Raw genomic sequence first — 12,232 nt, 5'->3', positions numbered from 1 at the left:
GAAGGGTACGGAATGGCCGATCTGGCGGTATATGCGGGTTTGTTTCTGACGGCTTTTGTCGCGGCAACCATCCTGCCCATGCAGTCGGAGGCCGCACTTGCCGGCCTGATCCTTTTGAAGTCCCAGCCGGTCTGGCTGCTGGTTACTGTTGCCAGCGCCGGCAATGTCGCCGGATCCCTCGCCAACTGGCTGCTCGGCCGTGGCATCGAACGCTTCCGGCATCGGCGGTGGTTTCCTGTGGGGGAAGCCGCGCTGCAACGTGCCCAGAACTGGTACAGGCGTTACGGCAAGTGGTCGCTGCTGCTCAGCTGGGCGCCGCTGATCGGCGATCCGCTGACGGTTGCGGCCGGCATCATGAAGGAGCCGCTGCCGGTTTTTCTTCTGCTTGTTACCATTGCCAAGGTTGGGCGTTATCTTGTGCTGACGCTGGTGACGCTGAATTTTCTTTGAATTGCGTTGCCGAGACCTTCTCCCCGGCGGGGAGAAGGCGAAAGAGGCATCCGCTGGTCAAAAAGGTCTGATTTGAGAACCAATCAAGCCGCCTGCCTGTCCCAGCTGGCGAAGGGGTCGGGCAGGTGTCGCCATGCGTCCGGAGTGAAGGCATCTGTGTCAATCAGGCACGCATCGAGCTGCGCGCGGATGCGCGCTTCGCTCATGGGATCGGAACCGATGAAGACGATTTCCTGCCGGCGGTCGCCAAACACCGGGTGGAGATAGGGCTTCATCATGTCGAGGAACTGCTGCTCGCGCGGCCATTGCTCGCTCGGCACGGCGGACCACCAAAGGCCCATCTTGCCGGTGCGCACCAGTGCGCCGGCCTGGCTTATCTCCCCGACATAAGCTGGCCGCGTGGCCAGCCAGAAGAAGCCTTTGGCGCGCACCACACCCGGCCAGGCGCGGTCGATAAAACGTTGGAACAGCACGGGATCGAAAGGCTTCCTGGCGCGGTAGACGAAAGAGCGGATGCCATATTCCTCGGTCTCGGGAATGTGGTCCTTGAAACCGTGCAACTCCTTGAACCACAGCGGGTGTTCTTCAGCCTTGGCGAAATCGAAGCGGCCGGTGCCCAGCACCTCCTTCAGTTCCACCTTGCCGAAATCGGCCTCGATGAGTTTCGCATCCGGGTTCAGCCCGACGATGATCTTGCGGGCGGCGTCCCGCTCATCCGGCGTGGCAGTGCCGATCTTGTTGAGGACGACGACATCGGCAAATTCGATCTGCTCGACCAGGAGGTCTACGATGGTTCGGTTGTCGCCTTCGCCTGCCGTCTCACCACGGTCGGCAAGAAAGTCAGAGGAACCGTAGTCGTTGAGAAGATTGGCGGCATCCACCACCGTTACCATCGTGTCCAGATGCGCGACATCGGAAAGGCTGCGACCGTTTTCATCGCGAAAATCGAAAGTGGCGGCCACTGGCAGCGGCTCGGCGATGCCGGTGGATTCGATCAGCAGATAATCGAACCGGCCCTGCTCGGCGAGCGCGCGTACCTCATTCAGAAGGTCGTCGCGCAGCGTGCAACAGATGCAGCCATTGGTCATTTCCACAAGCTGTTCCTCGGTGCACGAAAGATTGGCGCCGCCATCTCGCACAAGTGCCGCATCGATATTGATCTCGCTCATGTCGTTAACGATCAACGCGACCCGCAGACCGTCGCGGTTGGCGAGAATATGGTTGAGAAGCGTTGTCTTTCCGGCACCAAGAAAGCCGGAGAGTACAGTGACGGGAAGTTTTTTCGACATGCGGGCCTCGTTTTATTAGCGGTGGTAGCGTGAGAGTCATCGTCGTCACGACTTGCGGTTTGAGAACGGCGGAGCTGGTAGCCACATCGCTTGTTGCATGTAACGTAATAACATTACATAAGCGCGGCGTGTCAACTGGCTTTAAAAAAATTGCTTGCCGGGTGCTCCTCTGGTTTGTCCCGGGAATCCAGAACTCGGCATGATCACACCCCCCGAGGCGATCCCGCGGTTGTCGTCCAATGTGAGATGGAACCTACCTTTCCGATAGTTAATGTTATTTCATTACATATTTGTTTGACGAATGTAATAACATTACATATGAGGGGGTCATCAAATGACATCATGCCCCGGAGGGATCGATGAACGATCCGTGCCTTGCCTTTAAAAATCTGACACTCGGATATGCCGGCCGCGCGGCGGTGCATCATCTGGATGGCGATATTGCCAAAGGGTCGCTCACGGCGGTGATCGGCGCCAATGGGTCGGGAAAGTCGACGCTGATGAAGGGCATCGCCGGCATTTTGAAGCCACTTGGCGGTGAATGCCGGGTTACTCCCGGCGTTTCCGTCGCCTATCTACCGCAGCAGTCTGAACTCGACCGTTCCTTTCCGGCACAGGTGCGCGATCTGGTCGCGCTTGGTCTCTGGCCCAAACGCGGCCTGCTCGCTCGCCATCGCCAGTCGGACCGGGCGGCCATGGCCCATGTGCTGGAAGCGGTCGGACTTTCTGGCTTTGAAAAACGCAATATCGATTCACTCTCCGGCGGCCAGATGCAGCGCGCCCTTTTTGCCCGCGCCATGTTGCAGGATGCGCAGCTGATTTTGCTGGATGAGCCCTTCAACGCTGTCGATGAGCGCACCGTCGCCGATCTCATGGTGCTGATCAAAGCATGGGTTGCCGAGGGGCGCACGGTTCTGGCCGTTCTTCATGACTACGAGCTGGTGCGTCAGCATTTTCCGCAAACGCTTCTGCTTGCCAGACGGTTGGTGGGCTTTGGCCCGACACGGGAGGTTCTAAGGCCCGAAATGATGCAGCAGGCACGACGGTTTCACGAGGCATGGGACGGCGACGCCCCATGGTGCGAACCCGCAGCAGCGACGGTGAACGCCGACCTGGCGGAAAAGCCGCAGGATTTCCCCAAACACTCGCAGGCGCATTCGCATATCCATGTCTGATTTATTTATCGAGCCATTCATCCAGTATGTCTTCATGCAGCGTGCGCTTGCCGGTGCCTTGATCCTTGCTGTCAGTTGCGGGCCGGTCGGGGTGTTTCTGATGCTGCGCCGCATGAGTCTGACGGGTGATGCCATGTCGCACGCCATTTTGCCGGGGGCGGCGGTGGGCTTTCTGTTTTACGGGTTGGAGATTTTGCCGATGACCATCGGCGGGCTGGTCGTCGGTCTTCTGGTGGCACTGGGTGCCGGTGCGGTTTCGCGCTTCACCATCCAGAAGGAGGACGCCTCGCTTGCAGCCTTTTACCTCATTTCTCTGGCGCTCGGCGTGCTGCTCGTCTCCTGGCGCGGCTCCAGTGTCGATCTCATGCATGTGCTTTTCGGCACGGTGCTGGCACTGAACAATGAAGCGCTCGGCCTCATCGGCGGTATCTGTGTCGTCACACTGACGGTGATGATGGTTTTCTGGCGCGCGCTGCTGGCGGAATGCCTCGATCCCCTGTTTCTGCGCTCGGTCAGCAACTGGGGGAGCCCCGTGCACTTCCTCTTCCTCGCCATCGTCGTCCTCAATCTGGTCGGCGGGTTTCAGGCGCTCGGAACCCTGCTTTCGGTTGGCCTGATGATGCTGCCCGCTGCCGCCAGCCGCTTCTGGTCCAATCGCGTCGCGCCAATGTGCTTCATCTCGATCGGCATCGGCATGGTCTCGTGTTTTGCAGGCCTGCTTCTGTCCTATCACGCGTCGCTGCCATCAGGTCCGGCGATCATCCTGTCCGCAGGCGTCATCTATGTCCTGTCCATCGTCGTCGGCACACGCGGTGTGCTTCGCGATCTTCTCGGTTCCGGTCGTCACAGAACGGCCTGAAAACAGCGTTTGAAAAAAGGAGAACCCTTCATGTTCCAAACCCTACGTCTTGCTACCTGCGTAAGCCTTCTCTCCCTTTCCCCAGTCCTGATGGCGCAGGCTTCTGCGGCTGAACTCAAGGTCGTGGCCAGCTTCTCGATCATTGCCGACTTCGCGAAGAATGTCGGCGGCAACCGCGTCGAAATCACCACGATCGTCGGACCTGACGGCGACGCGCATGTCTACGAGCCGCGCCCGGCCGATGCCGTTGCCGTCAGCAAGGCGGATGTTGTGCTGGTGAACGGCCTTGCATTCGAAGGCTTCCTGAAGCGGCTGATCGATACCAGCGGCACAAAGGCGCCGGTGGTGGAGCTGACCAAGGGCGTGAAACCCCTCAGGATTTCCGACGAGCCAGCCGGTCACGCACATCCGGAAGCCGAGGAAGAGGCGGGTCACGACCACAAGGCAGAGGAAGCGCATGACCATGAGGGACACAATCACGGTGAATTCGATCCGCATGCCTGGCAGTCAATCAAGAATGCGGAAATATATGTGAAGAACATCGCCGGCGCATTTTGCGAGGTCGACAAGGCCGGTTGCGCAACTTACACCGCCAATTCACAGGCCTATATCGCCAAGCTCGCGGCTTTGAACGAGAAGGTGAAGACCGAGATCGCCGCTATTCCGCCGGAAAAACGCAACATCATCACCTCACATGATGCCTTCGGTTATTTCGAGCATGCCTATGGTCTCGAATTCCTGGCGCCGGAAGGTGTCTCGACGGATTCCGAAGCGTCTGCCGCCGACGTCGCCAAGCTGGTGGATCAGATCAAGCACGACAAGGCCTCGGCGATCTTCGTCGAAAACATCACCGACAAGCGATTGATGGACCAGATTGCCAAGGAAACCGGCCTGAAAGTTGGCGGAACGCTTTATTCCGACGCGCTCTCGACAGCCGACGGCCCGGCCGCAACCTATATCGATATGGTCAACCACAACATCGATACCATCAAGGCGGCCGTGCTTAGCCAGTAAGAAGACAAAACGGGCGAGGGTGGCACCAGCCACCCTCAGACACCTGACTAACGTATCCCCACACTCGATGTCATCCTCGGGCCCGTTCCGGGGATCCAGTCACGTATCGTAAAATCAATAGCTGGCAGATGCTCGCGATAGGCCCGAGCGCGACGGAGGAGAAGTTTTTTCCTTCTGTCCTAGGCCCCACGGTCGATTGTGCCGTCTCGCAAATTTTGCCCAGCCGGTAGGCCTTCTCCAGCGTTACCAACGCCCAAATCTCTAATTTCCTTCTATTTTTCCCGGAATACGCGGTTCAACAGGGATGTGATCTCCCTGTTTAGGCTGCTTGCGTTCCCCGTTGACAATCGATCAACCGTTTGAAATGGTAAGATGTCAGACCAATTCAAAGGGTAACTCTTGGATAGATCCAGCCGCGAACTAATGCAGCCTATTCCACCCAGCGACCGTGTGCGCCAGGTCGAGGCGGCACTCTCCGATTACGTCGAGAGGGCGGGACTGAAGGCTGGAGATCGGTTGCCGGCCGAGCGAGAGCTGATGGTGGCGCTGGGTGTCGGCCGTTCCACCATTCGCGAGGTCATCCGTAAGTTTCAGGCGCTGGGCGTTATCGACAGCCGCAAGGGCAGCGGCAATTATCTGCTTAAGCCGATTTCCGCCGCAACCGTGCATATGCCTATCTCCATCGATGCCGAAAGCCTGCGCGATGCGTTGTTGATGACGTTGGAAGTCCGGCGTGGCATCGAGGTTGAGGCCTCGATGGCTGCGGCGCGCCGGCGCACGGTGGAGGATATCGCCACGATGGAAGCGCGGCTCGATGAGATGGAGCGGGTGCATCTGGCTGAAGGCACGTCCGGCAAGGCCGACCTTGCCTTCCACCTCTCCATCTATGACGCCACGCATAATTCGCTGTTCAAGCAGCTGCTCGAGCAGATGCGCGAAGGTTTCGAACGTTTCTGGCTGAAGCCTTTCGACCGGCCGGACTTTGCAAGCCGCTCCTTCCCCTTTCACCGCACGCTGTTCAACGCCATCGCCGCCGGCGATGCGGAGACCGCTCGTGAAGAAACACTGAAAATCCTCGCTGTCGTCGAGGAGGATATCAAGGACATGTCGAAATGAACCAAGGCAACGATCTCTTCGATCCCGCCTCCCTGATCGTCGCCCATGACGAGACCCACGCTTTCGAAGCCGTGGTGCCGCCCCTTGTGCAGACTTCGCTTTTCACCTTTTCCAGCTACGACGAAATGGTTTCCACCTATCGCGGCGAAAAGGTGCGGCCGGTCTATACGCGAGGGCTCAACCCGACCGTCAGGATGTTTGAGGAAATGCTGGCAAAGCTTGAGGGCGCGGAAGATGCGCTTGGCTTCGCCAGCGGCATGTCGGCCATTTCCTCCACCGTTCTTTCCTTCGTTTCGCCGGGCGACCGCATCGTCGCGGTGCGCCATGTCTATCCCGATGCGTTTCGCCTGTTTGGCACCTTCATGAAGCGCATGAATGTCGAGGTGGTCTATGTCGACGGCCGCGACGAGGCGGCGGTTGAAAAGGCTATGCCCGGCGCGAAACTCTTCTACATGGAAAGCCCGACCAGCTGGGTGATGGAGGCCCATGATGTCGGTGCGCTCGCCGCGATCGGCAAGCGCCATGGCGCCGTCACCGTCATCGATAATTCCTGGGCGAGCCCTGTCTTCCAGCAGCCGATCTCGCTCGGTGTCGATCTCGTCGTGCATTCGGCGTCGAAATATCTCGGCGGGCACAGCGATGTGGTCTCCGGCGTGGTTGCCGGTTCAAAGGCAATGATCGACCGCATTCGTGCAGAGACCTATCCCTATCTCGGTGGCAAGATGTCGCCCTTCGATGCGTGGCTGCTCATCCGCGGCTTGCGCACCCTGCCGCTGCGCATGAAGGCGCATCAGGCATCGGCGCTGGATATTGCCAGCCGCCTGCAGGCGCTCGATGTGGTGGAAAAGGTTTGTCATCCGGGATTGGCGAACCGCCTGCCGCCCGGCCTCAACGGTACGTCTGGCCTGTTTTCCTTCATTTTCAAGGAAGGGGTGGATGTGCGCGCTTTTGCCGACCGCCTCAAGCTTTTCAAACTGGGTGTTTCCTGGGGTGGGCATGAAAGCCTGATCGTCCCGGGTGAAGTGGTGCTTGAACAGAAGGCGCAGCCAAACTCCGCCCACACGTTCGGCATCAGCGCGCGTTCCGTGCGCCTGCATGTCGGACTGGAGGGCACAGAAGCGCTCTGGAACGATCTCGAACCCGCGATCAAGGCGGCCTCGGCCGTCTGACGCGTCTTAAAACTGACGACAAAAAGGGGAGAACGACATGAAAAAACTGGTAGCAGCAGCAATCTTTACCGCCCTGATGACCGGAACGGCGCTGGCGGATACGACCTTGAAACTGGTCGAGGTCATTACAAGTCCCGAACGGACGGAAACGCTGAAGGGCATCGTCTCGAAGTTCGAAACTGCCAATCCCGGCACCAAGGTGGAGATCATCTCGCTGCCCTGGAGCGAGGCCTTCCAGAAATTCGCCACGATGGTCTCCGCCGGCGATGTGCCTGATGTCATGGAAATGCCCGACACCTGGCTTTCGCTTTATGCCAATAACGGCATGCTCGAAAGTCTCGAACCCTACCTCGCCAAATGGGAATACACCAAGGGTCTGAGTGAACGCACGCTGGAACTCGGCCGTGATGTGAAGAACACGGCCTATATGCTTCCCTACGGCTTTTATCTCCGGGCCATGTTCTACAACAAGAAACTGCTGGAACAGGCTGGCGTGAAGGAGCCGCCGAAGACGCTCGACGAATTCGCCGATGCCTCCAAGAAGGTCGCAGCACTTCCCGGCAAATACGGTTATTGCCTGCGTGGCGGGCCGGGCGGACTTAACGGCTGGGTCATGTTCGGCGCGTCCATGGCGGGATCGAACGAGTTCTTCACCAAGGACGGCACCTCCACCTTTGACAGCCCTGGCTGGGTGAAAGGCCTGACCTATGTGATCGATCTCTACAAGAACGGGTTGGCGCCGAAAGACAGCGTCAACTGGGGCTTCAACGAGATCGTCGCGGGATTTTATTCCGGCACCTGCGCTTTCCTCGATCAGGATCCGGACGCCCTTATCGCCATTGCCCAGCGCATGAAGCCGGAAGATTTCGGCGTCATGACCATGCCGAAGGGACCTGACGGCAAGACCTTCCCGACCATCGGTTTCGCCGGCTGGTCGATCATGTCGGCATCCGCCAACAAGGACCTCTCATGGAAACTGGTCGAGACGCTGGAAGGGCCGGAAGGCAATATCGAGTGGAACAAGAAGACGGGTGCGCTGCCGGTGCACAAGTCGGCGGAGAAGGACCCCTTCTACGCCAGCGAGCAGTTCAAGGGCTGGTTCGACGAACTGGCGGACAAGAACGCCGTGCCGACGAAGATGCCGACCTATCTTGAGGAATTCGCATTCTTCAAGGATTCACTGGTTATCAAGACATCGCAGGAAGCGCTTCTTGGCGATATCTCACCGGAAGACCTCGCCAAGCAATGGGCTGACTATATGACGAAGGCGCAGCAGAAGTTCCTCGCCTCCAAATAAACCACACGGTTGGCCGCGCGAGGTTTGAACCCGCGCGGCCGTTCTTGCGGGCTGTCCCAAACGGCAGGCCCCATTTCAAAACGTGCGGACCGGCTGGCCAGAAGCGTTAGAAAAACCTGTCCGCCCCGCCGTCCGATCAGGAGCGATCAATCATGTCCTATGCCCATGGCGCCGGACCCGTGGCCGCGCGCAACCGCGCCGGCAAGCCGGCAATGCAGCGTTTTGCCGACTGGGCCGAACCCTGGCTCTATAGTGCGCCGGTTCTCGTGCTCATTGTTGCCGTCATGCTGGTGCCGCTGGTGCTCGGCCTGTCCTATGCTTTTCGCGACGTGCAGCTGCTCAATCCTTTTTCCGGCGGTTTCGTTGGCTTGAAACATCTGGAGGCACTGTCGCAGGATGCGGCCTTTTACCGGGCGCTGAAAAATACGCTGTGGTGGACGGGGGCTTCGGTATTCCTGCAGTTTTTCTTTGGTCTCATTCTGGCGCTGCTGCTGGACAAGCCGTTCGCGGGCAGGGGGCTGGCCCAGGCGCTAGTGTTTCTTCCATGGGCCGTGCCAACCTTTCTTGCCGGTCTCAACTGGGCTTGGCTGTTCAATCCGGTCATAGGACCGCTGCCGCACTGGATGGTCTCGCTCGGGCTTCTCTCCGCGCCCAACAATATTCTTGCCGATCCGCAGCTTGCCATGTGGGGGCCGATCATCGCCAATGTCTGGTGGGGCATTCCTTTCTTCGCCATCACATTGCTTGCCGCACTTCAGGCGATCCCGCGTGATCTTTACGAGGCCGCTTCCATTGACGGGGCAAACCCGTTGCAGCGCTTCACCTCCATCACCCTCCCATTTCTCGCACCCACCATCGCCATCACCGTTTTGCTGCGCACCGTCTGGATCGCCAATTTTGCCGATCTCATCATCGTCATGACCAATGGCGGACCGGCAGACCGCACCCAGATCGTTGCGAGCTACATCTTCACGCAGGCCTTCCGGCGGCTCGATTTCGGTTATGCCTCGGCCATCGCGCTGGTACTTCTGGTGCTGCTTCTGGCCTATTCCATGCTCATCGTGCTCCTGCGCCAACGCCTTATCGAGAAGGACTGACCGATGACATCAAGGATATTCCTCACCCTTGCCCATCGCCTGGCGATCCTCGCCTATATCGTCTTTGCGCTGTTTCCGCTGTTCTGGCTGCTCAAGGTCTCGGTCACGCCGAATGACCTGCTTTATAGCGAAGGCGTGCGAATGTGGCCGTCGCACGCGACGCTCGATCATTATCGATATGTCATAGAAAACAGTGCCTTCCCGACATTTTTTAAGAACAGCGTCATCGTTGCCGGCTCCACGGCACTTGCCGTTACGGTACTCTCGTCACTGTCCGGTTATGCGCTGTCGCGGTTCCGCTTCAAGGGCAAATACTGGATCGTGGCGCTGATGCTGATTACCCAGATGTTTCCGCTGGTCATGCTGGTCGCGCCGATCTTCAAGATGCTGTCGCCGCTCGGCCTCACCAACAGCCTGACGGGTCTCGTCATCGTCTACACCGCCTTCAACGTGCCGTTTGCCACTTTCCTCATGCAGTCATTCTTCGACGGTATTCCGAAGGATCTGGAAGAGGCGGCGATGATCGACGGGGCAAGCCGCTTCACGGCATTCCGCCAGATCATCCTGCCGCTGACATTGCCGGGCATCGCTGCGACGCTGGGCTTCGTCTTCACCGCTGCGTGGAGCGAGTTGCTGTTCGCGCTGATGCTGATTTCGGGCAACCAGAGCGCCACATTCCCGGTCGGGCTGTTGACCTTCGTTTCAAAATTTTCCGTCGATTTCGGGCAGATGATGGCGGCGGGTGTGCTGGCGCTCATTCCGGCCTGTCTCTTCTTCCTGCTCATTCAACGTTATCTCGTGCAGGGCCTGACGGCCGGCGCGGTGAAAGGATAATCCCATGGCTTCCATCGAGCTGAAGAATGTCGGCAAGACCTATGGCGACCTTGCGGTCCTGCACGGGGTCGATCTGAAGATCGAGGACGGCGAATTCATCGTCCTCGTCGGCCCTTCCGGCTGCGGAAAATCGACACTGCTGCGAATGATTGCCGGTCTGGAGGAGATTTCAGCGGGCGAATTGACCATCGACGGTGAGCGCGTCAACGACCGCAAGCCGAAGGACCGGGATATCGCCATGGTGTTCCAGTCCTATGCGCTTTATCCGCATATGAGCGTCGCCGACAATATGAGCTACAGCCTGCGCCTGCGCCGCAGCACCAAGGAGACAATCGCGGCGGCCGTGGCCGGTGCTTCGGCGAAACTCGGTCTCGATCCCTATCTGGCACGCCGTCCGAAGGCGCTTTCCGGCGGCCAGCGCCAACGCGTCGCCATGGGCCGGGCCATCGTGCGCCAGCCTAAGGCCTTTCTGTTCGATGAGCCACTCTCCAACCTCGATGCACGGCTTCGCGAGCAGATGCGGGCCGAAATCAAGCGCATGCATGCTGATCTCGGCGCTACCTCGGTTTATGTCACCCATGACCAGATCGAGGCGATGACGCTTGCATCCCGTATCGTCGCGATGAATGCCGGCCATGTGCAGCAGATCGGCGCACCGCTCGATCTCTACGATCGCCCAGCCAATCTGTTCGTCGCTGGTTTTATCGGTTCGCCGGGCATGAATTTTCTGGAAGGACGGCTCGGACGGGAGAATGGCGGTAGTTTCGTCGTGCTCGGCGATGGCACACGCCTCGAACTCGGCCGCGACGTGAAGCTTGCCGATGGTGAGCCGGTCACACTCGGTATCCGGCCGGAACATGTCACCGTCTCGCCTGCGGATGGTGCTGTCGAGGCGACCGTCGATCTCGTCGAGCCGACGGGTCTCGGCATCATCCTGCACCTGACCGTGCATGGATTGCCCTTCAAGCTGTTTTCGTCTGATCGGGCGCTGTTGCAGCCGGGCAAGTCCATGCGGGTCGGTTTCCCGCAGGAACGGCTTCATGTTTTTGACCGAAACGGTGTCAGGATCGACGAGGCCTGAACTTAAGGCGTCATATCGCGATGCCCTTGTCATCGAACCTGTGGATTTTGGCATCATCGGGTGTGATGAAGACGGTATCGCCGTGTTTGCATTCGAATTCACCGTCGGTTCTGGCGGTGATGGGGCCGATGCCGGGGACGTCGAGGTGGAGGAAGGTRTCGGAGCCGAGATGTTCGGCAACCGTGACCTTGCCCTGCCACAGGCCGGTTTCTTTCGACAGCGTCAGGTGCTCGGGCCGCACGCCGGCGGTGGTCGCACCCTTTTGCCGGGCGTARTCGCCGGTCACCAGGTTCATGCGCGGCGAGCCGATGAAGCCGGCGACGAAGAGGTTGGCGGGCGAGCGGTAAAGCTCCATTGGTGAGCCGACCTGCTCGATATTGCCGCGGTTGAGGACCACGATCTTGTCGGCCATGGTCATGGCCTCCACCTGGTCGTGGGTGACGTAGATCATCGTCGTCTTCARCGTGTTGTGCAGCTCGGAGATTTCCAGCCGCATGGTGCCGCGCAGCGCCGCATCGAGGTTGGAGAGCGGYTCGTCAAACAGGAAMGCCTTCGGTTCGCGCACGATGGCGCGGCCGATGGCCACGCGCTGRCGCTGGCCGCCGGACAGTTGCGAGGGCCGGCGTTCGAGATAATCGGTGAGGTTRAGGATRCGGGCGGCATCGTCGACCTTCTTGTCGATGACAGCCTTGTCGAGCTTGGCCATCTTCAGCGGGAAGGCGATGTTGTTGCGCACGCTCATATGCGGATAGAGCGCATAGGACTGGAACACCATGGCAAGGCCGCGCTCGGCCGGGGCCTTTTCGGTGGCGTCGTTGCCGTCGATGACTATTCTGCCGCCGGAGACGTCT

General features: G+C 59.3%; 12 protein-coding genes. 10 read left to right on the top strand and 2 right to left on the bottom strand.

Annotated features, from left to right (window positions below; all coding sequences use genetic code 11):
* The first annotated feature begins 12 nt into the window (after nt 1-12).
* Nucleotides 13-450, top strand: coding sequence for a YqaA family protein (locus ASD46_RS11065; RefSeq protein ID WP_003510639.1), 438 nt, complete (start codon nt 13-15; stop codon nt 448-450).
* Nucleotides 451-533: 83 nt separating this feature from the next.
* Here ASD46_RS11065 and ASD46_RS11060 read toward each other — a convergent pair whose 3' ends face one another.
* Entirely contained in the window at nt 534-1,739 is a 1,206-nt protein-coding gene (locus ASD46_RS11060) for a GTP-binding protein (protein ID WP_025595906.1), read from the bottom strand.
* Nucleotides 1,740-2,098: 359 nt separating this feature from the next.
* Between ASD46_RS11060 and aztA the strand changes: the two genes are divergently transcribed.
* The 9 genes from aztA to ASD46_RS11015 all read left to right on the top strand — a co-directional run bounded on the left by aztA (nt 2,099) and on the right by ASD46_RS11015 (nt 11,381).
* Complete coding sequence (gene aztA, locus ASD46_RS11055) at nt 2,099-2,914, top strand: zinc ABC transporter ATP-binding protein AztA (protein ID WP_025595908.1); 816 nt, start codon at nt 2,099-2,101, stop codon at nt 2,912-2,914.
* Nucleotides 2,907-3,773, top strand: a complete 867-nt coding sequence (gene aztB / locus ASD46_RS11050; protein ID WP_029658870.1) for a zinc ABC transporter permease AztB — start codon at nt 2,907-2,909, stop codon at nt 3,771-3,773. The genes aztA and aztB overlap by 8 nt, the downstream gene beginning before the upstream one ends.
* A 30-nt stretch (nt 3,774-3,803) precedes the next feature.
* The gene (gene aztC / locus ASD46_RS11045) at nt 3,804-4,787 is read left to right on the top strand and encodes a zinc ABC transporter substrate-binding protein AztC (protein ID WP_013761446.1); all 984 of its coding nucleotides are present in this window, start codon (nt 3,804-3,806) and stop codon (nt 4,785-4,787) included.
* 423 nt (nt 4,788-5,210) lie between these two features.
* Complete coding sequence (locus ASD46_RS11040) at nt 5,211-5,903, top strand: FadR/GntR family transcriptional regulator (RefSeq protein WP_003510624.1); 693 nt, start codon at nt 5,211-5,213, stop codon at nt 5,901-5,903.
* Nucleotides 5,900-7,072 (top strand): PLP-dependent transferase, encoded by a 1,173-nt coding sequence (locus ASD46_RS11035; RefSeq protein ID WP_025595912.1) that lies wholly within the window; start codon nt 5,900-5,902, stop codon nt 7,070-7,072. The genes ASD46_RS11040 and ASD46_RS11035 overlap by 4 nt, the downstream gene beginning before the upstream one ends.
* A 37-nt stretch (nt 7,073-7,109) precedes the next feature.
* Complete coding sequence (locus ASD46_RS11030; RefSeq protein ID WP_003510621.1) at nt 7,110-8,369, top strand: ABC transporter substrate-binding protein; 1,260 nt, start codon at nt 7,110-7,112, stop codon at nt 8,367-8,369.
* Nucleotides 8,370-8,521: 152 nt separating this feature from the next.
* A complete protein-coding gene (locus ASD46_RS11025; RefSeq protein ID WP_003510618.1) occupies nt 8,522-9,466 on the top strand; it encodes a carbohydrate ABC transporter permease in 945 nt (314 codons plus the stop codon).
* A 3-nt stretch (nt 9,467-9,469) separates the two neighbouring features.
* Nucleotides 9,470-10,300, top strand: coding sequence for a carbohydrate ABC transporter permease (locus ASD46_RS11020; protein WP_003510396.1), 831 nt, complete (start codon nt 9,470-9,472; stop codon nt 10,298-10,300).
* Between the two features lie 4 nt (nt 10,301-10,304).
* On the top strand, nt 10,305-11,381 hold the full coding sequence (locus ASD46_RS11015) for an ABC transporter ATP-binding protein (protein WP_025595914.1): 1,077 nt from the start codon (nt 10,305-10,307) through the stop codon (nt 11,379-11,381).
* A 10-nt stretch (nt 11,382-11,391) separates the two neighbouring features.
* Here the strand turns inward: ASD46_RS11015 and ASD46_RS11010 are convergent.
* Nucleotides 11,392-12,232 (bottom strand): ABC transporter ATP-binding protein (locus ASD46_RS11010; RefSeq protein WP_060642268.1); only part of this gene is annotated, 841 nt, incomplete at its 5' end.

The organism is Rhizobium sp. Root491 (assembly GCF_001427205.1).
Taxonomy (GTDB): Bacteria; Pseudomonadota; Alphaproteobacteria; order Rhizobiales; family Rhizobiaceae; genus Agrobacterium; species Agrobacterium tumefaciens.
This window is presented reverse-complemented; position numbering and strand designations above follow the sequence as displayed.

Coding starts and splice junctions, on each gene's coding strand:
- ASD46_RS11020 (WP_003510396.1), top strand. CDS start 9,470: ATGACATCAAGGATATTCCTCACCCTTGCCCATCGCCTGGCGATCCTC.
- aztA (WP_025595908.1), top strand. CDS start 2,099: ATGAACGATCCGTGCCTTGCCTTTAAAAATCTGACACTCGGATATGCC.
- aztB (WP_029658870.1), top strand. CDS start 2,907: ATGTCTGATTTATTTATCGAGCCATTCATCCAGTATGTCTTCATGCAG.
- ASD46_RS11065 (WP_003510639.1), top strand. CDS start 13: ATGGCCGATCTGGCGGTATATGCGGGTTTGTTTCTGACGGCTTTTGTC.
- ASD46_RS11025 (WP_003510618.1), top strand. CDS start 8,522: ATGTCCTATGCCCATGGCGCCGGACCCGTGGCCGCGCGCAACCGCGCC.
- ASD46_RS11015 (WP_025595914.1), top strand. CDS start 10,305: ATGGCTTCCATCGAGCTGAAGAATGTCGGCAAGACCTATGGCGACCTT.
- ASD46_RS11040 (WP_003510624.1), top strand. CDS start 5,211: ATGCAGCCTATTCCACCCAGCGACCGTGTGCGCCAGGTCGAGGCGGCA.
- ASD46_RS11060 (WP_025595906.1), bottom strand. CDS start 1,739: ATGTCGAAAAAACTTCCCGTCACTGTACTCTCCGGCTTTCTTGGTGCC.
- aztC (WP_013761446.1), top strand. CDS start 3,804: ATGTTCCAAACCCTACGTCTTGCTACCTGCGTAAGCCTTCTCTCCCTT.
- ASD46_RS11030 (WP_003510621.1), top strand. CDS start 7,110: ATGAAAAAACTGGTAGCAGCAGCAATCTTTACCGCCCTGATGACCGGA.
- ASD46_RS11035 (WP_025595912.1), top strand. CDS start 5,900: ATGAACCAAGGCAACGATCTCTTCGATCCCGCCTCCCTGATCGTCGCC.